This window comes from Aeromonas schubertii, assembly GCF_000820105.1.
Classification (GTDB): domain Bacteria; phylum Pseudomonadota; class Gammaproteobacteria; order Enterobacterales; family Aeromonadaceae; genus Aeromonas; species Aeromonas schubertii.
In genome coordinates, this window is sequence record NZ_CDDB01000072.1 from 26029 (window position 1) to 46499 (window position 20471).

Here is a 20471-nt window from a genome sequence, read left to right on the forward strand (position 1 = left end):
TATGGATATGGAGAAACCGGAAGGGACAGCCTGGCTCGGCGCCATCCACCATGTGGCGATCATCGGCAGCGACTATGCCCGCTCGCGGGCCTTCTACCACGAGTTGCTGGGGCTTCCGATTGTGGCCGAGACCTGGCGTGCCGAACGCGGATCCTGGAAGCTGGATCTGGCCCTGCCGGGGGGCGGTCAGATTGAGCTCTTCAGCTTTCCCTCACCGCCGCCGCGCCCTTCCCGTCCCGAGGCGTGCGGTCTGCGCCACCTGGCTTTCCGGGTGGCGGCGCTCGAGCCTCTTGTCGCACACCTGGTGGCCCATGGCGTGGCCGTTGAACCGGTGCGGGTGGACGAGCTGACCGGCCGACGCTTTACCTTCTTTGCCGACCCCGACGGCCTGCCATTGGAGCTCTACGAGGAGTACTGAGCCTGGCCGGCGGGTCTGTTTGGAGGCATTGCTCTTTAATCAGGCGCAATTTTTGCCTGTTATAGTTATTGGAGTTGCACGGAGGCGAGTCATGACAGAGCAGCAAGACGAATCGGATCTGTTGTTTATCGACGATGAACCCACCTCGGAAGAGACGGTGGCCGCACGTCCGCATCTTCCCTGGGCCGTGCTCATCGTGGATGACGAGCCCGATATCCATGCCGCCACCCGGCTGGCGGTGCGGGACATTCATTACAAGGGGCGGGGCCTGGAGCTGCTTAGCGCCCACAACGGCCACGAGGCGATCGAGATGCTCAAGGGGCGGCCCGACATCGCCCTGGTGCTGCTCGATGTGGTGATGGAGAGCGATGATGCGGGCCTCAAGGTGGCCCGGCGCATCCGGGAGGAGCTGGGCAATCATCTGGTGCGGATCGTGCTGCGTACCGGTCAGCCGGGGCAGGCCCCCGAGAAGCAGGTGGTGCTCGACTACGATATCAACGACTACAAGACCAAGACAGAGCTGACGGCCCAGAAGCTCTTCACCAGCGTGGTGGCCTCCCTGCGCTCCTATGAGAGCCTCTATGCCCTGGAGTGCAGCCGTCAGGGGCTCTCCAAGATCCTCGATGGCGCCGGTGACCTCTACCGGCTGCGCTCCCTCAAGGAGTTTGCCTCCGGGGTGCTGCGCCAGGTAAGCGCCCTGCTGGATGTGGGGGCGGAGGGAATCCTCTGCGCCGAGCGAATTCGTCATGATGGGGAGCTGCAGGTGCTCGCCACCACCGGCATCTATGATCCCCTGCTGGAGGGGGCCGAGTTGGCGCGCTTCCCCAATCTGATGAAGGCCCTCGATGAGGCCATCGACGGGAGCCGCCATCTGGAGCAGAGTCGTGAGGCCATCTATCTGCGAGCCCAGAATGGCCGCGAGTTTGTACTCTGCCTCACCCCGGCCTGGCCTCTTGAGCCCATCGAGCAGGATCTGTTTGGCATCTTCTGTCAGCGGATCTCGGCCGCCTATGACAACCTCTATCTCAACCGTCAGTTGCTCAGTGCCCAGGAGGCGACCGTGGTGGCCCTGGCCGCGCTGGCGGAGTTTCGTGACAGTGACACCGGGGAACATGTGTTGCGGGTGCAGAAGCTCTCCGAGGCGATCGCCATGGAGCTGGCGGCTTCATCTACCTATCGGGATGAGTTGACTCCCCGTTTTCGGGAGATGATCGGCATGGCCTCTATCCTTCACGACGTGGGCAAGGTGGGCACGCCCGATAGCATTTTGCACAAGCCGGCCCGGTTCGATCCCGAAGAGCGTCGCATTATGGAGCAGCATGCCGCCATCGGCGCCAACATACTGGCCGATGCCAGCCGTATGGTCGAGGGAATGAGCTACCTCTCCCTCGGTGCCGAGATAGCCCGCTACCACCATGAGCACTTCGACGGCAACGGCTATCCCGAACATCTCAAGGGTGTGCAGATCCCCCTCTCGGCACGCATCGTGGCGGTGGTGGATGTGTTTGATGCCCTGCTCAGCAAGCGCCCCTACAAGGAGCCCTGGCCGCTGGATCAGGTGCTCGTCTATCTGGAGGAGCGCGCCGGCAGCCAGTTTGATCCCCAGGTCGTGACGGCCCTGCTGACCCTGGTCAGGGAGCAGCGCCTGCCGGTTCCCCTGAGTGCCTATCAGGGATAATGCCCGAACCTCGGTTAACGCAGATCCAGACGGCGGCGGGGGGCGGGACGAAACGGCCAGGCCAGGATGGCAAACAGCAGATCCCCGAGCAGGGCCCCCAGGAGTCCTGCCAGCAGGCCGCAGACGATGGCGGCCTGGTTGAGGGGCACCAGATAGTTGTAGTGATTGAGGGTGTCTTGCACCAGAGTCCGATCGGCTGCGGTGGCGAAGTGGAGCAGTTGGCGATACCAGGGGGCCCCCTGCCGGGCCCGCTCTCGCTCCAGTAACGCCTTCTGATCGACCAGGCTCTGGATGCTGTTTGCATCCCGTTGCACGACCGGATCCGGATTGGTGCGGTAGTGCTCAATCAACCCCTTCAGGCTACCGGCAAAGTGCTCATCGGCATTGTTCTGGAACGGGGCCAGGCTCACCTCGGCCTGTTGCAAACGGGCATCCACCCGCTGGAAGTAGAGCTCCAGCATGCCGGGGATCTGAACACCGGCCAGCAGGCTCAAGGCAAATAACATCATTCGAAGATAGCTGCGCATTGGGACAATCCCTGTTAAGCATTCGGGGGGCATACTAGATCGGATGACCCCGGGCGGCCAAGTCCAGTCACGGCCCCATATAGGGGGCTGTTACATTCTCTCACGCTATTTTGGTTTGTCTCACCGCCTGCCGGGGGTATCATCTTGCCCCCCATCAGGCACCGAGGTATCCAATGAGATCTCTTCCCCGTATTCTGATCTGGAATCTGCTGGGTGCGTTCATCGCCTTGAGCTGGCTGTTGTTGCCGGGCCATGGCTTCTGGGCGCGCTGGGACTTCCAGGTCTTCCACAGCTTCAACACGTTGATCGCCGAGCCGGGTGAGTGGCGCCTGTTGATGGCCATCACCAACAACCGTCTGTTTGATCTGGTCTCCATTTCTTGCATGCTGGTACTGCTCGGTTGGCAATATCTGCAAGGGGATTTGGCCGCTCGCCGCCGCCTGCTGGCCATGAGCCTGTTGATGGTGGTGACCGCCCTGATCCTCAATCGCGTTGGCCATCTGGTTCCCGTCGAGCGCCCCAGTCCGACCCTCTCCCTGCCGGGGGCCCTGCGTTTGACTGCGCTTATCGACTTTCCCACCAAGGACTCCTCGAGCGACAGCTTCCCGGGGGATCACGGTCTGATGCTGATGATCTTCGCCGGCTTTATGCTGCGCTTCGCCCCGCGTTGGGTGGGAGTAGCGGCCTGCCTGATGGTGCCTCTGTTCACCCTGCCGCGCATCATGGTGGGGGCACATTGGGTGACCGACATCTACATGGGGTCGCTGGCCATCACCACTTTGCTGTTGCCCTGGTTACTGCTGACCCCGCTGGCACCGGCACTGGTGCGCAGTGGTGAGAGGGGGCTGGCCCGTGTGGGGTGGTTAACCCAGGTGCTGCGTGTGGCCACCAAATAGACAAGCAAAGGCCGGGAAATTCCCGGCCTTTTGGTAACCATCGGGTTGACCATGAGTCGTCGCGAATGACTATAACCACTTCCGATGGGACAGGGTGCTCGCTGAACCCCCTCTGGTAGTAATAGCAGATTCATTTGCTAGCGACGAACGCTTTCCCCCTTTTTCGGCAGATTATTTTGCCGCGCCCCACTTCTCCTCACGGGTCCACTGCCCTACAATCCCGCCCCTTCTGCAGGAGAGCCTTATGCTGATGTCCCTCTTGCGCTGCCTCTTCGTAGTCGGCGCCCTCGTCTATGTTGTCATGTTGCTGCGTGCCTGGTGGCGTCGCAGGGAGGAGGGGAGGCTGGAGTCGACCCCCTTCTGGACCGTCGGTGCCATCGGCTGCTTCGCCAATTTTCTCGATACGCTCGGGGTGGGCAGCTTCGCGGTCAAGACCGCCTTTTACAAACACCTGAAGCTAATCGACGATCGCCTGCTACCCGGGACCCTCAACGGCCAGTGCGTGCTGCCCACCATCACCCAGGCCCTCATCTTTATCGGCATGGTGCGGGTCGAGCCGACCACGCTGCTCCCCATGATGGTCAGCGCGGCGGTCGGGGCCGCCGTCGGCGCCCGTTACGTCTCGTCATTCGATCGCCAGACGGTGCGTATCGTGATGGCCAGCTCGCTGCTGGTGGTGGCCGGGCTCATCTTCGCCGGTCTGCTCGGTCTCTTCCCCCTCGGTGGTGAGGCCATGGGGCTCAGCGGCGGCAAGCTGGCGGTCGCGATCGCAGGCAATTTCCTGTTCGGAGTGCTGATGAACGTAGGAATAGGCCTGTTTGCCCCCTGCATGACCATGCTCTATCTGCTGGGGCTTCACCCCATCGCCGCCTTCCCCATCATGATGGGATCTGCGGCGCTGCTGAGTCTCTTCTCTGCCGGCACCTTCATCCGTCGCGGCGCCTTCGATGCCCAGGCCGTGTTGGCGGTAGCCCTGCTCGGACCGGTGGGAGTCTTGCTTGCCTCCTCCCTGGTGAGTGCCATGGATCTGGCCATGCTCAAGTGGCTGGTTGGTGCCGTGGTCATCTACACCGCCTGGAGCATGTTCTCGGCCTGGCGTGGGGAACGGCGCCAGCGGGGCGTGGATCTCGCGGTCCAGCCCGGTCACGGATAGCAGGAGGCCGGCGTATGCCGGCCTCCTCGTATCAAGTGCGCAGGTCGGGTCTGGCATCACTCCCCATTCCGCCCCCCAGGGATTGGCACAGGCGCGCCAGGGAGAGCAACAGGGTGCGGCGCTGATCCAGCCAGGCGAGCTCGGCACTGCGCAGCCGTCCCTGCTCATCGAGCCAGGATTGCACGCCGGTGGCGCCGGCCCGATAGCGGGCACGCGCCAGTCGTTCGCTCTCGCGGGCCAGGCGCAGCTGATCGGCGAGCAGGGTCTCCCGCTCACGCCCGATGCGGGTATCGGTGAGGGCGTTGTCCACCTCCACCAGCGCCTCGTAGAGCTGCTTTCTGAACGCGATTTCCGCCTGTTGGTAGGCGAGCTCGCTTTGGGCAACCCGCTGACGGCCCTTCTCCCACTCGAGGAAGGGGAGGGCCAGGTTGGCCCCCAGGCTGCCGACCGGGTTTTGCAGCAGTTCGGCCAGGGCCTGGCTGCTGCCGTTGACCGCCGCGGTGAGGCTTAAGGTGGGATAGAGGCTGGCGCGCAGCTGATCTCCCTCGGCCAGCTGTTTGCGCAGGCGCAGCTCGGCGGCCTTGACGTCCGGACGGCGCGACAGCAACTCGGCCGGCAGACCGGGGGCCGGGGTGGGCAGGGCATCGGGCAGTGTGCTCGGAATGACCGGCAGCGGACCATGGGGGGTACCGAGCAGCAGGCGCAGGGTGTTGCGGGCTGTCTCCTGCTGGCGGGTCAGATCGAGTTGGCTCGCCGTGCGCCCCGCCAGGCTCTGTTCGGCCTGGGCCAGCTCGAGGCGACCCACGGCGCCGGCCCGGTAGCGACTCTCGGTCAGTTGTCGGGTCTGACGGGCGGCGGCGAGATCCGCCTCGCCGCTGGCGATGGCCTGATGCAGGTAACCCAGTTGCCAATATGCCTCCAGGGTCTTGCCGATCAGGGTGAGGCGGGTCGCCTCTCTATCTTCCCAGGTCGCCTCGGCCTCCCAGCGGGCGCTCTCCTCCACCGCCGAGAGGCGCCCCCACAGATCCACCTCATAGCCCAGACCCAGATTGCTGTTGGCACTGCGCACACTGGCGGCGTGTCGGTCGAGAGGACGCGAGGCGCTCGTTCCCAGGGCGCCGGTCACCGAGGGGCGGGACTCCCCTTGAGCGAGATCCAGCGCCAACGCGGCCTGACGCAGGCGCAGTCCGGCGATGGCCAGATCCGGGTTGGCCGCCAGCACTCGCTCGACCAGGGAGTCGAGAGCCGGGTCGCCGAAGGCGCGCCACCAGGTCTCGTGCAAGGGGGTGGAGGCCTGCTGACCCTGCCAGTGGGTCGGCAGGTCGAGATCGGGCCTGTGGTAGTCGCTGCGCTGGCTGCAGCCGAGCAGCAACAGGCTGCCCACCATGAGTAGCAGGGGTCTTGTCATCATTCGCGGGCGAGCGCCTCCACCGGATCGAGCCGGGCGGCATTGCGCGCCGGCAGGTAGCCAAACAGTATGCCGATGAGGCTGGAGCAGCCGAAGGCCATCAGCAGGGAGAAGAGGGAGAAGTGCATCTGCATGCTCTGCACCAGGGCGCCAAACAGCAGGCCGATAAGCAGGGAGAGGCCGACCCCGATCAGGCCCCCCACCAGGCTCACCATCACCGCCTCGATGAGGAACTGCTGCAGGATATCGCCCCGTCGGGCGCCGACCGCGACCCGAATGCCGATCTCCCGGGTGCGCTCCACCACCGAGACCAACATGATGTTCATCACCCCGACGCCTCCGACGATGAGGGAGATGACCGCGATGGAGGAGACCAGCAGGGTCAGGGTTGCCGTGGTCTTCTCCACCGACTTGAGGATCGAGTCATTGCTGAAGGTGAAGAAGTCCCGTTTGCCGTGCCGGGTGGTGAGCAGCTCGATGATCCCCTGTTCGGCCATGGGCACGGTGACGCCATCGGCCAGGCGCACCGTGATCTGGCTGAAGTAGTCCTGCACCTGGATGCGGCTCATCAGGGTGCTGTAGGGGATCCATAGCGCCAGGCTCTGACTGCCGCCCCAGCGGTTCTGCTCCTTGGCGACCCCTATGATACGAAGGGGCACCGTGCCGGCGAACACCACCTGGCCGATGGGGGAGGTATCACCAAACAGGCTCTTCATGGAGGTCTCGTCGATCACCGCCACCGCGGCGCGGCTGCGCAGATCTTCCTCGCTCAGCAAACGCCCCTGCACCGCCGTGACCCCCTTGACCTCGAAGAAGGCCGGGCTCACGCCGGTCAGGCTGCCCGACAGACTCTTGTTGCGCCAGCGGATCTGGGAGCCCGCCCCGAGCTGGGGTGTGGCTCCCTGCAGATAGGGTTGGCCGGCCAGCACCCGCAGATCCCGCTCGTTCAGGGTGCGGATCGAGGCGGCCTTCTCATCTCCCCAACCTGAGCCCGGGAAGATGTCGATGGTGTTGGTGCCGAGGGCGCTGATGTCGTTGATCACCTTGTTGCGGGCCCCCTGGCCGAGGGCCACCACGCTCACCACGGCGGCGATGCCGATGATGATGCCGAGCATGGTGAGGAAGGTGCGCATGCGGTGGGCCTTCATGGCGTGCCATGCCATCTGGAATGCCTCGCGCAGGCGATCCAGCCCGTCCCACCAGCTGCCCTGGGTGGTTGGCTCGGGTTGGACGGGGGCCGTGGCGCGCGGCAAGGTGCCGCTGTCGCGGATCACATGTCCATCCTTGAGCTCGATGACCCGCTCGGCATGGGCGGCGATGGCCGGATCGTGGGTCACCAGTATGATGGTGTGGCCGAGCTGATGCAGCTCCTTGAGGATGGTCAGCACCTCGCGCCCGCTCTGGCTGTCGAGGGCGCCAGTCGGCTCGTCGGCGAGGATCACCTCGGCGCCGTTCATCAGGGCCCGCGCTATGCTGACCCGCTGCTGCTGGCCCCCGGAGAGCTGTCCCGGCCTGTGGTGGGCTCGCTCCTCGAGGCCCAGGCGTGCCAGCAGGGCCAGAGCCCGCTCCCGACGCTCGCTGCGGCGGCTACCGGCATAGATGGCCGGGATCTCCACGTTGGCGGCGGCGTCCAGGTGGGGCAGCAGGTGGTAGCGCTGGAAGATGAAGCCGAAGTGGTGGCAGCGCAGGCGCGACAGGCCGAGGGCGTCGAGATGGCCGGTCGCCTCGCCGCGAAAGCGGTACTGACCCTCGCTCGGGCGGTCCAGGCAGCCGAGCAGGTTCATCAGGGTCGACTTGCCGGAGCCGGAGGCGCCGACGATGGCGACCATCTCTCCGGCCATGATGTCGAGATCCAGGGGGTGCAGCACGGTCACCTCCTGTTCACCGCTGACAAAGCGCCGGCTCACCCCCTCGAGGCGAATGAGGGGGGTCACAGCATGACCTCCCCGTCGTGGGGCTCGGCGGGTTTGCCACTACCGAGGATCACCGACTCTCCCTCCTTGAGACCCTCGACCACCTCGATATTGACCTCGTCGCGCAGGCCGGTCTGGACGGTGCGCGGCTGCGTTTGCCCGTCGCTCAGTACCGTCACCTCGAAGTTATCCTTGCCCTTGGATGCGCCGAGGGCGGTGAGAGGGATGGAGAGCACCCCCTCACGGCGACCCAGCACTAGGCTCACCTGGGCCGTCATGGCGACCCTGAGCCTGTGCTCCGGGTTGGGAACGTCGAACAGGGCGTAGTAGTAGACGGCGCTGTTGCTGGCATTGGCGGAGGCGGCGTCGTTGATGTTGGTCGGCGCCAGTTGCACGGTACGCAGGGTTGCATCGTAGCGGGTGTCCGGGTCCCCAATCAGGGTGAAGTAGACCGGCATGCCGGCGTGAATGCGGATGACGTCGGCTTCGGAGATCTGCGCCTTGATGGTCATGGTATCGAGGTCGGCGAGCTTGAGCAGGGTCGGCACCACCTGGGAGGAGACCAGGGTCTGGCCCAGCCTGGTGACCAGGGAGAGCACGGTGCCATCCATGGGGGCCACTATTCGGTTGTAGCCGAGTTCGGTGCGGGCGGTGGCGACTTCTATCTCGGCGCTGGTGATGGCGGTGCGGGCGTTGGCCACATCCGCCTCGCTGGTGGCCTGTTTGGCCTCGGCCTGCTCCAGATCGGCGCGAGAGGTGGCCTCGTCGCGGATCATGGCGCGCTGGCGCTTCAGTGCCAGGGTCTCCTGACGCAGCAGCGCCTGCTTCATACGCAGATCTGCCCTGGCGCGGGCGAGATCCGCCTCGGCCTTCTTGAGCTTGTTTTGGGCCACGGTCGGGTCAATTTCGGCCAGTAGCGCCCCCTTCTTCACCTGTTGCCCCTCATCGACCAGCAGGCGCACCACCTGACCGTTGACCTGGGCCCCCACGTCGACCTGCTCGCGGGCCTGCAGCACGCCACTCGCCTGTACCGATTGCTCGATATCCTGGCGTTGCACCCTGGCGGTGAGGTAATCGGGTGGAGGGGTCTGGGGCCAGAGCCACCAGCCGAGCAAGGTGGCGACGAGGGAGAGGGCGAGTAGCCAGCGCCAGCGGGAGAGAAGCGTCTTCATGGGCATGATTCGTGTCGGTTGGGGAGGTCATCTTGCAGGGTTGGGCATGGTGACCCAAGTGAAAAACTGTAACAAGGGTTAATGAGTGCTGAATCGACAGGGGATTTTTTCACCGGGTGGCGGACAGTGCCGCGATGGCAGGCTAAGATGGGGCGGATAACTCTGTGTGAGGTGAATCCATGAAAGGCTCCGTATTGCTGCTCTCTCTGGCGATGACCGCCCCGGCCTGGGCCGGCATCCAGATCGACACCGGCGGCATCAAGATCGACTCCAATGGCATCCGTATCAATGTGGATGACCAGAACGAGATGCAGAAGTGGAAGGACAAGCACAAAGGGGACTGCTCCTTTATCGACATCGGTAGCGTCCGGGTCGCCAGCGATGGTTGCAGTGACAAGGACAAGGAGCACTGGAACCGCAGCGTGCACAGCGGCAACAACCCGGGCAAGGGTCACGACAAGTCCTACAAGGGCAATGATGGCGGTGTGAAGATCGAGCTCTATGACGATGACGGCAAGAGCAAGGGTAAAGGCAAGAACAAGTGAGCAGAGGGCGCCGGTGGCGCCCTCTCTCGTTAGAAGCTGGCGCCCAGGCTCAGGGTCTGGCGCCACTCCTTGTCATCGTCCATGGTCAGTCCATCGATATTGGAGCGCATATCATCCCAAGTGAGCGAGCTCGACCAGGAGAGGCGCAGGTGTTCACTCAGGTAGTAACGCATCCCCAGGCTGCCATCTATGGTGCGCTCGTAGCTGAAATACGGTGAGGCCTGGGAGAGGTAATAGATGTATTTCCCCTCGCTAAAAAGCTCTAGCTGGCTATCGCCAATGCGTTGCTGGTAGTCCCAGCCCAGGGTCGCGGTGGGGTAGGAGACGTGCTGGGTATTGAAGAAGATCTGGATAAATTCATTCGAATCAAAATAGGCATCCCGCAGGCCACCGAGCAGCAGAAACTCCAACCGCTTGCGCTTTTGTTTCCAGAAGCGGTAACCGGCCCCGCTGTTGTAGTCCACTTGCAGGTAGTTGCTGTCGAGCATGTTGTACTGGTAATCCACCGTGGTGCGCCAGTACCAGCGATCGGCCAGGAAGTAGTCGACCTTCGGCTGCAGTCGATAGTTGTGATCCGTGGTGGTGCTGTTGGAGGTGTCGTAGTCGTACTCCCCTTCCAGCCCGGTCCGCCAGCTGGGGTCCTCCATCTCCAGCTTGCCCTTGACGCTCAGGTTGTTGGTGCGGCTGCTGTTTTGCTTGATCTTGAGGCTGACATCGCTGCTGCCCGAGAGGTGCCACTTCTCTTCGTCGGGGCTCAGCAGGGCGAGATCGATCCCCTTCTTGCTCAGCGCCGGGGAGGGGGCCTGCTTGGCACGCCAGCGTTTGACTGCGGTGCGCGGGATCTTGACTTCGCCGCCGAAGGGGAAGCTCAGGGTCAGGCTCTCCTCGCCCGGCGTCACCTCGCCGGTCAGGCGATCGCCGTTCTTGAGCCAGATGGTGTCGGCGGCGGCGGGCAGCGCCAGCAGCAACAGCAAGAGGGTCACAACTCTCATAGGTCACTCGGTGAATTGGTGAAGTAGTCTGAATGCCACAGGCGGGCGAGGCGCAACCTGGTCGCGCCTCGCTTTTTTGCCACTTTACGCGGTTAGCCGTGCAGTGTGGCGGACTTTTCCATCAGCGGCTCTTCGGTCTCCACCCTATGTATGGAGGGGATCCCGGAGGATGCACTCCGTGTAGAGCTGACGCTGATGCCGGTGTTACTGCCGGTGCATCCGCACGAACTTTTCCATCAGCGGCTCTTCGGTTTCCACCCTATGTATGGAGGGGATCCCGGAGGATGCACTTCCTGTAGAGCTGACGCTGATGCCGGTGTTACTGCCGGTGTTACTGCCGGTGCATCCGCACGAACTTTTCCATCAGCTGATCTTCGGTTTCCACATGGGCGGGATCCCAGATGATGCAGTCGATAGGGCAGACGCTGATGCAGGTCGGCTTCTCGTAATGCCCGACACACTCGGTACAGCGACTGGGGTCAATCTCGTAGATCTCCTCCCCCAGGCTGATGGCCTGGTTCGGACACTCCGGGTCGCACATGTCGCAATTGATGCACTTGTCGGTGATGAGCAGGGACATATCAGGGCGCCGAGTGGGGATTGCGGGTGTCTTCCCGATCGCCCAGGTTGCGCAGCAGGATGCCGTAGTTCACATCGACCTCTTTGGGCACCGGTACATAGACCACATGGCCGTTGCCCGGTGCTGTGTCGATGAGTTCGCCCTTGCGGTTTTGCATCTGCTCCAGGTTGAAACTGAGGTTGCCCTGGGGGGTCATCAGCTCCAGGTTGTTGCCCACCAGGAACTTGTTCTTCACCTCGACCTCGACCATGTCACCCTGGCGGCCGGTGATCTCGCCGACGAACTGCTGGGTGTCGGAGACCGAGTAGCCGTAGTCGTAGTTCTGGTATTCGCTGTGGGTGTGGCGGCGCAGGAAGCCCTCGGTGTAGCCGCGGTGGGCCAGATTCTCGAGGGTGGTCATCAGGGTCGGATCAAACGGACGGCCGGCGGCGGCGTCATCGATGGCCTTGCGATAGACCTGGGCGGTGCGGGCGCAGTAGTAGAAGGACTTGGTGCGCCCCTCGATCTTGAGCGAATGGACCCCCATCCTGGTCAGGCGCTCCACGTGCTGGATGGCACGCAAGTCCTTGGAGTTCATGATGTAGGTGCCGTGTTCGTCCTCAAAGGCGGTCATGAACTCGCCCGGGCGGTTGGACTCTTCCAGCAGCACCAGGGCATCGGTCGGTTTGCCGGCCCCCAGGGTCGGATCGACCTTCTGCACGGCGATCGGCTCCTGACGGTGGACAATCTGGCCCACCTCGTTCTCCTTGCCCTCATGCACCTTGTACTCCCAGCGGCAGGCGTTGGTGCAGGTGCCCTGGTTGGGGTCACGCTTGTTGATGTAGCCAGAGAGCAGGCAGCGGCCGGAGTAGGCCATGCACAGGGCGCCATGGACGAACACCTCCAGCTCCATCTCCGGCACCTGCATGCGGATCTCCTCGATTTCGTCGAGTGACAACTCGCGTGACAAGATGGCGCGGGTCAGGCCCATCTGATGCCAGAACTTCACCGTGGCCCAGTTGACTGCGTTGGCCTGCACCGAGAGGTGGATGGGCATATCCGGGAAGGCTTCGCGCATCATCATGATGAGACCGGGATCGGACATGATGAGGGCGTCCGGCTTCATCTCCACCACGGGGCGCATGTCGCGCACGAAGGTCTTGAGCTTGGAGTTGTGGGGCTGGATGTTGGCCACCACATAGAACTGTTTACCGAGGGCATGGGCCTCGTTGATGCCGAGCTGCAGGTTTTCGTGGTCGAACTCGTTGTTGCGCACCCGCAGGCTGTAGCGGGGCTGGCCGGCATAGACGGCGTCGGCGCCATAGGCGTAGGCGTAACGCATGTTTTTCAGGGTCCCGGCCGGGGAGAGCAATTCTGGCTTGAACATGGGGGTCTCTCTGGTCTGATTGCAAATCAGCAGCTAATACTATGTATTGCTGTTAAATCAATGTGTTACTGCTCGCGTGACGGCATCTTGTGCCCGTTTGCAGGGGCGCAGAGTGTACCAGAAAAGCGTGAGCAGGATCTAAGTAATAATGGACCTCGCCTCGCCCCGGCGATTGTATCTTGTGGCCCTGCGGGATAGGGTGAGAGGGTCTTTGAGCGAGGAGCCAACGATGGAAAACCTTATCAAGATCCTGATCGCCATCTTTCTGCCCCCCTTGAGCGCCTTCTTGCAAGTGGGCCTCTCCTTTCACTTCCTGCTGAACATAGTCCTCACCCTGCTGGGAGGATTGCCCGGCATGGTCCATGCTTTGTGGTTGCTGCTCAAGGAGAGAAGGGGGTAACAGGATGCGGATTCGAGAGGCCGAGAGAGCCGATGAGGAGGCGCTTGCGCGCCTTTTTTTGCGGGAGAGACGCAACACCTTTCACTGGGTGGCGGGGCATCACTTTTGTCTCGAGGAGTGGGCCGAGCAGAGTGCCGGTGAACGGGTCTGGCTGGCCGAGCGGGGGGAGCGGATCGTCGGTCTGGTCAGCCTGTGGCCGGCGGATCGCTTTATCCATCACCTCTATGTGGAGGAGGAGAGCCGAGGTCAGGGGGTGGGGCGAGCCCTGCTCGAGCGGGCGTTGGCTCTGGGCTCGGGCCCGGCCTCCCTCAAGGTGAGCGAGAGCAACTGGGCGGCCATCGGCTTCTATCATCGTCTCGGTTGGCAGGATGACATGGAGCGGGGCGAGTGCCCGGTGACCGGTCCCTGGCGACGGCTGGTGTTGCTCCAGGCGGGATGATGGTTGAGATGGCAAAAAAAGGGGCGCATTTGCGCCCCTTTTTGATCATGATCCCGCATGGGATCGTCAGTTTTTGACATAGATGCTGACGTTGACGTTATTTCTCGTCGTCGCAGGAATCGATTCGAGCGGATCGGTCAGTTTGTCGAGCATGCTCTGGTTGCTGGTCTGGGCCAGTACAAAGGCGATCAGGGCCCGCTCACCGCGCCAGAAGGTGCGCTCGTCTGTACTCAATGCGCTGTTGCTGGCATGGGCGCGGATCTGCTCGCTCCACTGGGGCAGCCAGCCGACGACCTCTCCCCAGAACTCTTGCTTGATGGCTCTGCCGATACCGTCAAAGGTGGCCCATGCCTGCTGCAACTGACTGTCGGTGTAGGTGGGCCCGCTACCGAGTTTGTAGCCAGTCGCCGAGACGGTGAGCTCGCCAAGGGCCGCGCCATAGGGCTTGCCGCTGAGCCAGGCGGCACTCAGCTTGTCGAGCATCGCCTTATCCAGCGTGATGGCGGCCTTGGCCATGGCCACACGTTGTTCACCACTGAACAGGTTGCGAATGTTTGGATTGGTCAGCACATCCCCGTACACGGCGCGCAGACGCAGTGCATAGGCCGGGAGATTGATGGTGTCAAACAGCGTCTTGATGCCCTGATTGGTGGCACGGTCGAACAGCAGGTTGGTACTGTCCCAGGCCAGCACGTTGCCGTTGCCAAAGGTGAACTTCCTTCCCTTGTAATCCAGGGTGCGCAGTGCCGGTTGTTCGTCCGCGGCGAGTGGCAGAGAAATGTAGTCCACCAAACGGCGCGCACTCTCTTTCTGCAGGCTGTCGCCGGTTTGACCCCACTTGAGGATCTGGCTCAGCATCGCCTTGTTAAGGCGTGCGTTGGAGGTCGAATCCAGATCGAAGTAGTTGGCCAGTGTCGCCAGGGAGGGGTTGAGCCCTTCCAGGGTACGCTTGCTATCCCAGCGATAGGGGCTGAAGGGGAAGACCTGCCTGCCATCCTTGTCCACAAAGACCGGCTGCTCGGGCAGGGCCTCACCCAGTACCATGGCGCGGATCTGTGCCTTGAGGCGGCTCTCGACCATGGGCAGATCGATCAGGGCCAGGGCATCCCCGTTCTCGGTCCAGCGGCGGGTGTCGCGGCTGACCAGGAACTTCATGGCAAGCAGCTTGTCCGGCCAGGCACCCAGTACATCCCGCTCGTTGGAGAAGGGATGGTTGGGATCGTTGGGGCTGACCGAATCGAGCGGTACCCCATCCCGGGTCTCGGAGAGAACCTTGTACCCCTTGTCGTGCTTGGCGAGGGCATCGCCAAAGCCGGGGGCGAAGCAGCTCATCGGCAGGGACTGGCCGGCCGGCATGTCGTACTTCACCTCCCCATAGAGTTTGGTGAGGGGAAGTTGGCTGATATTACCGCTGCTGTCTTGTACCTCACACACCTTGTCCGGACGGGCGATCACATCCAGCATAAAGTCGGCCGCATCCATGGCGGCGCGGCCATAGGCACAGAACCAGGCATCGGTCGGCGCCGCAGCGCTCGGGTTACAGAAGCGCGGGCTGGTGACGATGGAGCTCAGAAACTCACCGGGTTTCTCGTCACCAGAGCCATAGGCGTTGCGGAAGATGGTATCGATGCGCTCGAAATCCTCGATGAAGTCGCGGACTTCGGAGAACTCGTTGAGGCGCCCCACCGTGTATCCCATCAGGGTGTTATCCCAGAACTCCTGCTTGTCGAGACGGGTGTTGCGACGCTCATAGCTGTCCACATAGTTTTGACGGCGGAAGGCCATGATCTCGGCCAGGTTGGTCCCCTCGTCGAAGCGCTTGCAGTTGCTGTTGAGCGAGACGTTGCCATCGGTACAGAAGTCATAGGGCTTGCGCGCCAGGCTGCCTTTCTTGAGCTGCTCCTGGAAGGAGTTGTCGAGGCTCTGCCACGAGCTCAGGAGCTCTCCCTTGTCGAGCAGGGTTTTAACCGCATTGAGCTGGCCGTAGTTCACCGCCGGGTTGCTGTTGAGATAGGCGAGATCCAGCTCGTCCAGGGGCAGCAGCACGGCCGGGCGCGGGCCGGTCGGCTTGCCTTCCCCATCCTTGGGGGCCTCCCCGTAGGGCACCTCGAGTTGACGGGCATAGGCAAAACGCAGGGCGGCGCGATCGTAGGGGCCGAAGATGGGCAGCTCGTCAAACTCGGAGGCTGCATAGTCCATGATGGAGCTGTAGGCCGGTACATGTTGCAGCCCCAGGCTCTTCGCCTCTTCCGGGCTGTAGAAGTTCTTCTTGTCACGGGAGCCGGCGAAGTTGTGGCGCAGACCCAGGTTGTGGCCGAGCTCGTGGACCAGGGTGGAGCGGTACATGTGGGCGGAGATGGCGGTGCTGATACGCTCCCGCTGTCCCTCGTCGAGGGCCTTCCACTTCTTCATACGGGTCTTGGCGTCGTCTTCGTAGAGACTGGCATCCTGATAGTCGATGCCGGAGACCAGCCCCTTGCTGGTAGCAGAGACCCAGATGGCCTCTTCCCCGAAGGCGTTGTTCTCGGACCAGCGCTTGAGACGCTCGGCATTGGCCTTGGCCAGGGTCTTGAGATCGCTGTCCTGAGTGGTCTGGGTGATGCCAAGGGTGGCCTGCTCCTTGCGCAGGGGCTGCTGGGTGAAGCTCTTCTCCACCTGGGCCACCTGCTGCTCGGAGAGATCGACACTGGCCTTCATGGCGTTGGCCGGATCGGCCAACTTGGCAAAGTCGATGCCGGACATGATGCCATCGGCCTTGAGCTCCTGGCGGTTGAAGCGACGCGCCAGATCGTTCCAGACCCGGGGAACGGCTGTCTTGATGACGCCGGAATACTGGTTCACGTGGGCTTTGACTATCTCGCCGGTGAGGGGGTTGGCGACCGAGGGGCCGTAGCCGAGCAGACCGTTGGCCAGGGGGCGGTCGATCAGGTTGATCATGCTGACGCGCAGATCGCCGACCTGGCGACCGGCGGGGGCGCTCGGGTTGACGATATTGAGGGGCGGTACGCCGGTGCCGGCCAGGGACTGGTTGATGTGGCGCACCGAGTCCAGGGTCACATCGAGGAAGAGCTTGTTCTCCGGCTTGAAGAAGGTGTCGCTCAGGTAGTAGTCGATGGTGGCCTTGCCCGGGTTGAAGCGGTTGAGGTAGGCGCGCTTGCTGCCATCGGTGGCGGAGCCCTGGGCGTCGAGCTTGTCAAACTCTGAGGTGAAGAAGCCAAATTCGCTCTCGTCGTCCGGGGCATAGCGGATGGGCTTATAGCCGGGGGAGGCGATCTTGTCGAGCTTGACCAGGGAGTAGTAGAAGCTGGTGGTGAAGGAGAGATCGCTCAGGCTCTGGTTGTAGTAATCGTCCAGGGCGTTGCGCTTGACGGTGAAAGTGCGCTCGAGTTCGACGTTGATAACGCCCTTCTCGGCATCCATCTCCCAGCGTACCACTCGGGGGTCGGCCGTTTCGCTGATGCTGTCGTTGTTGTACCAGAGATCGATGGTGTTGATCTCGTGCCCCTTCAGATCCTTGAAGACGGGGTGGAAGAAGGCCTTCTTGTCCCAGGTGACGTTCTTGTCGGTGTTCTCCTCTTCCTTGCGGGTGCACTCACCGTAGGCATCTTCGGCGCAGCGATAGTCCCGATAGTCGCCCGGAATGGTAAGCACGGGGGCCACATCGTTCCAGCGCGGCGGCTGACCGGCCGCGGTGGTGTCGCGGTCTACCTGGACCACCCGCAGCCCCTCTTCGACGAACTGCAGGCGGACGACCTTCTCGTCCCCCTGGAAGAAGGGGTCCATGTTGGATGCGTATCGGGGGGCATCGGCGGTCGAAGGAACGTAGAGCCACAGCTCGCCGGTGTCGAAGGCGCGCCATGCCTGCTGTTCGGCCGCCTTGGGGACCTCTTTATAGGGCTCGTCGCCAGCGCCGCAGCCGAGCAGCAGCATGCTCACCGATGCCGCAATCAGTGTTTGCCTGAACATAAGGGTTTCCTTTCCTTTAGTTTTTTATGGTGGTCAGAAGCTGTAAGAGATCAGGGCCGACCAGGTTGAGTTGCGCTTGTTGAACAGCTCGATGGAGCCGGTGCCGCCCCGCTCGAGGTCATAGACAACCCCGGTGTTGGAGTACATCAATCCGATGGACCAGTTATCGGTCAGGTCGTAATAGATGCTCTCGGCGTGGATATAGTCATCCTTCTGCCGAGTACCCTGATAGGTGCGATGGGAGTTGAAGACTAGGCTGGCGTTGAGGCTCCAGCGCTCCCAGCCGGTGTAATCGAGGCTGAGCAGGTTCTCCAGGGTCCACTCCTTGAGGGAGCGGCCGCCACGGGTCTTGTACTCGTGGAAGTTCTTCATCAGCCTGGGTTGCCAGGTGAATTCGAGCCCGTCCAGCAGGCTGGCCAGGTCGATGGAGAGGGGGGTGGCGACTCGCAGTGAGGTGTGCAGATCGTCCTTGCGGCTCTGGGTTGACAAGGGCAGGCGCAGGCTGCCATCCAGACCCAGGGTGATCTCTTCGGTCAGGGTGAACAGATCGCTGTTGCCATATTTTATCCAGCCATCCTGCCAATACTGCCCCTTGGGGTTATCGAAGGCGTGGATCCCGGCCAGGTTGATACTGGCCTTGCTGCCGTTGTCGAAGCGGTAGTCGAGTATGGCGTTGAGACCGGCGCTACGCATCTCGTGATAGCTGCCGTGTTCGTAGAAGTTGCTGGTGTAGTCGAGCTCCAGCGAGCCGCCCCAGGGAGAGTCGGGGGCACACTCTTGGGCCACTGCCGTGGTGGGCAGAGCCTGCAGCAGCAGTGCCGCAAGGCCTGCCGTCATTATCCTGATTGTCATTGTTTTTGCTTCCGTTGCGCCTGAACTTTCCTGCATTCGGGATGCAGGGAGAGTGGTTCTATCATTGCCACCTTCTCTTCGTCAAACGGATGTTTTTTGAGCTATTTTCTTTTTTTTGTGCTCTTTGTGGTGATTCGTTCTGATCGTTTTTTTATTAATGGTTTTTTTGATTGGTTTAATCGTTATATTTTGAAATATAAACTGATTTACTGTGTTTAAAGTTAATACTTCAGGTGGTGTCAAACACTGATTATTGCTTCTTTTGTGGTGTTTTATGCCGGGTTTCCCCGGCTGAAATCGGTGGTTGACCCCTCTTTTCGCCAGGACTCAAGAGTCTCGCCAGTTGGTCGATATTCCTGAACCATGGGTCAACGGGAGCATGTCGACCCGGTTTATGACTCTGTGGACAGGTTTTGTCGTAGTGCCATTTGGCTGCTATGATCCTGCGCTTCATTTCGCCTAGACGCCCATCATAAGGACGTGATCGTCAACGCACCCCTTCCCAGGCCAGTTGAGGATTACCCATGTCATTCAAAGATTTGGCTATCGGCAAGAAGATTGCCGTGGTCTTCTCCATCATCGCCGCCATCAATATGGCGTTCGGTGTCTATCTCTTCTCCGAACTCGGCGGCATCCGCAGTCGGGTGCTGAACTTCACCGATTCGACCCTGCCGAGCGTGCTCTCGGTGGAGAAGCTCATCTACGAGATCTCCTACCTGCGCCGGGCCGAGTTCGCCATCCTGACCATACCGGATCCCCAGGAGCTGCAGCGCCGTCTGGCTCGCCGTGGTGAGACCCTGGCCCGTATCGACCGCATGTTTGCCGACTACGAACACACCGTGGGCGATGGCCACGAGCGCCAGGTGTTCGACCAGGTCAAGCAGGTGTGGCAGCGCTATCAACAGGCCCTGCGCCCCTTCGAGAGCTCGGTGGCAAGCGGCAACATGGTCGCGGCCCAGCCCGCCCTGATGGGGACCCTCTCCCTGTTCGGTGAGCTGGAGAAGGCGATGGATGCCCTGGTCGAGGTCAACCTCGGCTTTGTCAGCAACAATCGCAGCGATCTGCTGGCGACCCTCTCTTTGGTGAGCACCTCTACCCTGGTGAGCCTGGGGGCCATGCTCCTCTTCATGGTGGTGATGACCTGGTTTCTGAGCCGCCAGATCTGCCAGCCTCTGAGTGCCGTGGTGCGTCTGTCCAACGACATTGCGCGGGGCGATCTCACCACCCGCATCGATCGCCGAGCCATCGGTAACGACGAGCTGGGCCGACTGGCCGACGCATCCCTTGCCATGCAGGACAATCTGCGTCGCCTCATCGAGGAGGTGGTGGCTGCGGTGACCCAGCTCGGTACTTCCATCGAGGAGGTGAGCGCCGTCTCCGAGCAGACGTCGGGGGGCGTGCGTGCCCAGCAGGCGGAGATCACCCAGGTCGCCGCCGCCATGACCCAGATGAAGGCGACCGTGGCCAATGTGGCCGCCAACACCGAGATCGCCTCCGGCGAGACCACGGCCACCAGCGAGCTGGTGCGCCAGGGGGATCACGACGTGCAAGGGGTGATCGCCGCCAACAGCCGCCTGGCCGAGCAGATCGAGGAGGCGGGTAGCCTGGTGGTACAGCTCGAGCAGGAGTCCGGCCGCATCAACATGGTGGTGGATGTGATCCGCGACATCGCCGAGCAGACCAACCTGCTGGCCCTCAACGCCGCCATCGAAGCGGCCCGTGCCGGCGAGTCGGGCCGTGGTTTTGCGGTGGTGGCTGACGAGGTGCGCACCCTGGCCGGCCGTACCCAATCCTCTACCGGTGAGATCGCCAGGATCATCGAGTCCCTGCAGCAGCGGGCCAATGCGGTGCGGCAGGTGACCGAGCTCAGTCGTGAGATGATCGAGGAGTGTGTCACCCAGAGTGAGCGTACCGGCGAGGGGATCCGTCGCATCGCCGAGGCGGCCAACAAGATCGCCGACATGGGGATCCAGATTGCCAGCGCCTGCGGTGAGCAGGATGCGGTCTCCGATGAGCTGAGCCGCAACGTGGAGCGGATCAACGACTCGGCCAGCGAAGTGGCACAGGGGGCCCAGCACACGGCGAGCGCCTGCGTGGAGCTGAGCCAGCTGGCGGCCGGATTGCAGCAGACGGTGGGCCGTTTCCGCCTCGCCTGATTGCCCAAAG

At 62.4% G+C, this 20471-nt stretch carries 17 protein-coding genes; 8 read left to right on the forward strand and 9 right to left on the reverse strand.

The window, feature by feature from the left end; genetic code table 11:
• The first annotated feature begins 7 nt into the window (after positions 1-7).
• A complete protein-coding gene (gene gloA2 / locus BN1133_RS14700; RefSeq protein WP_136614061.1) occupies positions 8-418 on the forward strand; it encodes an SMU1112c/YaeR family gloxylase I-like metalloprotein in 411 nt (136 codons plus the stop codon).
• Positions 419-509: 91 nt separating this feature from the next.
• Entirely contained in the window at positions 510-2096 is a 1587-nt protein-coding gene (locus BN1133_RS14705; protein ID WP_050667244.1) for a response regulator, read from the forward strand.
• A 14-nt stretch (positions 2097-2110) separates the two neighbouring features.
• Here BN1133_RS14705 and BN1133_RS14710 read toward each other — a convergent pair whose 3' ends face one another.
• Complete coding sequence (locus tag BN1133_RS14710; RefSeq protein ID WP_050667245.1) at positions 2111-2623, reverse strand: DUF2937 family protein; 513 nt, start codon at positions 2621-2623, stop codon at positions 2111-2113.
• Positions 2624-2796: 173 nt separating this feature from the next.
• Here BN1133_RS14710 and BN1133_RS14715 point away from each other — a divergent pair, with 173 nt between their 5' ends.
• Together BN1133_RS14715 and BN1133_RS14720 are read left to right on the forward strand one after the other, a co-directional pair.
• Complete coding sequence (locus BN1133_RS14715) at positions 2797-3519, forward strand: phosphatase PAP2 family protein (RefSeq protein ID WP_050667246.1); 723 nt, start codon at positions 2797-2799, stop codon at positions 3517-3519.
• Between the two features lie 244 nt (positions 3520-3763).
• Positions 3764-4672, forward strand: a complete 909-nt coding sequence (locus BN1133_RS14720; protein ID WP_050667247.1) for a sulfite exporter TauE/SafE family protein — start codon at positions 3764-3766, stop codon at positions 4670-4672.
• A 31-nt stretch (positions 4673-4703) separates the two neighbouring features.
• Here BN1133_RS14720 and BN1133_RS14725 read toward each other — a convergent pair whose 3' ends face one another.
• The 3 genes from BN1133_RS14725 to BN1133_RS14735 are packed head-to-tail and all read right to left on the reverse strand — an operon-like array spanning position 4704 to position 9165.
• A complete protein-coding gene (locus BN1133_RS14725; protein WP_153006711.1) occupies positions 4704-6083 on the reverse strand; it encodes a TolC family protein in 1380 nt (459 codons plus the stop codon).
• On the reverse strand, positions 6080-8014 hold the full coding sequence (locus BN1133_RS14730; RefSeq protein ID WP_050667248.1) for a MacB family efflux pump subunit: 1935 nt from the start codon (positions 8012-8014) through the stop codon (positions 6080-6082). Before BN1133_RS14730 ends, BN1133_RS14725 begins: the two co-directional genes overlap by 4 nt.
• Entirely contained in the window at positions 8011-9165 is a 1155-nt protein-coding gene (locus BN1133_RS14735; RefSeq protein WP_050667249.1) for an efflux RND transporter periplasmic adaptor subunit, read from the reverse strand. Before BN1133_RS14735 ends, BN1133_RS14730 begins: the two co-directional genes overlap by 4 nt.
• Positions 9166-9344: 179 nt before the next feature.
• On the opposite strand from BN1133_RS14735, the gene BN1133_RS14740 reads away from it, so the two are divergent.
• A complete protein-coding gene (locus BN1133_RS14740) occupies positions 9345-9710 on the forward strand; it encodes a hypothetical protein (protein WP_050667250.1) in 366 nt (121 codons plus the stop codon).
• Positions 9711-9739: 29 nt separating this feature from the next.
• Here BN1133_RS14740 and BN1133_RS14745 read toward each other — a convergent pair whose 3' ends face one another.
• From BN1133_RS14745 to trhP, 3 genes are all read right to left on the reverse strand, one after another.
• Entirely contained in the window at positions 9740-10702 is a 963-nt protein-coding gene (locus BN1133_RS14745) for a DUF481 domain-containing protein (RefSeq protein WP_050667251.1), read from the reverse strand.
• A 331-nt stretch (positions 10703-11033) separates the two neighbouring features.
• A complete protein-coding gene (locus BN1133_RS14750; RefSeq protein WP_017787727.1) occupies positions 11034-11282 on the reverse strand; it encodes a YfhL family 4Fe-4S dicluster ferredoxin in 249 nt (82 codons plus the stop codon).
• A 1-nt stretch (position 11283) separates the two neighbouring features.
• Entirely contained in the window at positions 11284-12648 is a 1365-nt protein-coding gene (gene trhP / locus BN1133_RS14755) for a prephenate-dependent tRNA uridine(34) hydroxylase TrhP (RefSeq protein WP_050667252.1), read from the reverse strand.
• A gap of 229 nt (positions 12649-12877) precedes the next feature.
• Here trhP and BN1133_RS14760 point away from each other — a divergent pair, with 229 nt between their 5' ends.
• Positions 12878-13048: a YqaE/Pmp3 family membrane protein gene (locus BN1133_RS14760; protein ID WP_082178021.1), complete on the forward strand. Its 171-nt coding sequence runs from the start codon at positions 12878-12880 to the stop codon at positions 13046-13048.
• Positions 13049-13052: 4 nt separating this feature from the next.
• Positions 13053-13487: a GNAT family N-acetyltransferase gene (locus BN1133_RS14765; protein ID WP_050667254.1), complete on the forward strand. Its 435-nt coding sequence runs from the start codon at positions 13053-13055 to the stop codon at positions 13485-13487.
• Between the two features lie 66 nt (positions 13488-13553).
• On the opposite strand, the gene BN1133_RS14770 is transcribed toward BN1133_RS14765, so the two are convergent.
• Both BN1133_RS14770 and BN1133_RS14775 read right to left on the reverse strand, forming a co-directional pair.
• Positions 13554-17453: a zinc-dependent metalloprotease gene (locus BN1133_RS14770; protein ID WP_050667255.1), complete on the reverse strand. Its 3900-nt coding sequence runs from the start codon at positions 17451-17453 to the stop codon at positions 13554-13556.
• A gap of 33 nt (positions 17454-17486) precedes the next feature.
• Positions 17487-18305 (reverse strand): hypothetical protein, encoded by an 819-nt coding sequence (locus tag BN1133_RS14775; protein WP_153006712.1) that lies wholly within the window; start codon positions 18303-18305, stop codon positions 17487-17489.
• Positions 18306-18829: 524 nt separating this feature from the next.
• Here BN1133_RS14775 and BN1133_RS14780 point away from each other — a divergent pair.
• A complete protein-coding gene (locus BN1133_RS14780) occupies positions 18830-20461 on the forward strand; it encodes a methyl-accepting chemotaxis protein (RefSeq protein ID WP_050667257.1) in 1632 nt (543 codons plus the stop codon).
• Positions 20462-20471: the final 10 nt, after the last annotated feature.

What these genes read in the sequence shown, in the direction of transcription:
- BN1133_RS14740 (WP_050667250.1), top strand. Translation starts at nt 9,345, where the DNA reads ATGAAAGGCTCCGTATTGCTGCTCTCTCTGGCGATGACCGCCCCGGCC.
- BN1133_RS14715 (WP_050667246.1), top strand. Translation starts at nt 2,797, where the DNA reads ATGAGATCTCTTCCCCGTATTCTGATCTGGAATCTGCTGGGTGCGTTC.
- BN1133_RS14705 (WP_050667244.1), top strand. Translation starts at nt 510, where the DNA reads ATGACAGAGCAGCAAGACGAATCGGATCTGTTGTTTATCGACGATGAA.
- BN1133_RS14765 (WP_050667254.1), top strand. Translation starts at nt 13,053, where the DNA reads ATGCGGATTCGAGAGGCCGAGAGAGCCGATGAGGAGGCGCTTGCGCGC.
- BN1133_RS14760 (WP_082178021.1), top strand. Translation starts at nt 12,878, where the DNA reads ATGGAAAACCTTATCAAGATCCTGATCGCCATCTTTCTGCCCCCCTTG.
- BN1133_RS14750 (WP_017787727.1), bottom strand. Translation starts at nt 11,282, where the DNA reads ATGTCCCTGCTCATCACCGACAAGTGCATCAATTGCGACATGTGCGAC.
- BN1133_RS14710 (WP_050667245.1), bottom strand. Translation starts at nt 2,623, where the DNA reads ATGCGCAGCTATCTTCGAATGATGTTATTTGCCTTGAGCCTGCTGGCC.
- BN1133_RS14775 (WP_153006712.1), bottom strand. Translation starts at nt 18,305, where the DNA reads ATGACAATCAGGATAATGACGGCAGGCCTTGCGGCACTGCTGCTGCAG.
- BN1133_RS14745 (WP_050667251.1), bottom strand. Translation starts at nt 10,702, where the DNA reads ATGAGAGTTGTGACCCTCTTGCTGTTGCTGCTGGCGCTGCCCGCCGCC.
- BN1133_RS14770 (WP_050667255.1), bottom strand. Translation starts at nt 17,453, where the DNA reads ATGTTCAGGCAAACACTGATTGCGGCATCGGTGAGCATGCTGCTGCTC.
- BN1133_RS14780 (WP_050667257.1), top strand. Translation starts at nt 18,830, where the DNA reads ATGTCATTCAAAGATTTGGCTATCGGCAAGAAGATTGCCGTGGTCTTC.
- BN1133_RS14735 (WP_050667249.1), bottom strand. Translation starts at nt 9,165, where the DNA reads ATGAAGACGCTTCTCTCCCGCTGGCGCTGGCTACTCGCCCTCTCCCTC.
- BN1133_RS14720 (WP_050667247.1), top strand. Translation starts at nt 3,764, where the DNA reads ATGCTGATGTCCCTCTTGCGCTGCCTCTTCGTAGTCGGCGCCCTCGTC.
- gloA2 (WP_136614061.1), top strand. Translation starts at nt 8, where the DNA reads ATGGAGAAACCGGAAGGGACAGCCTGGCTCGGCGCCATCCACCATGTG.
- trhP (WP_050667252.1), bottom strand. Translation starts at nt 12,648, where the DNA reads ATGTTCAAGCCAGAATTGCTCTCCCCGGCCGGGACCCTGAAAAACATG.
- BN1133_RS14725 (WP_153006711.1), bottom strand. Translation starts at nt 6,083, where the DNA reads ATGATGACAAGACCCCTGCTACTCATGGTGGGCAGCCTGTTGCTGCTC.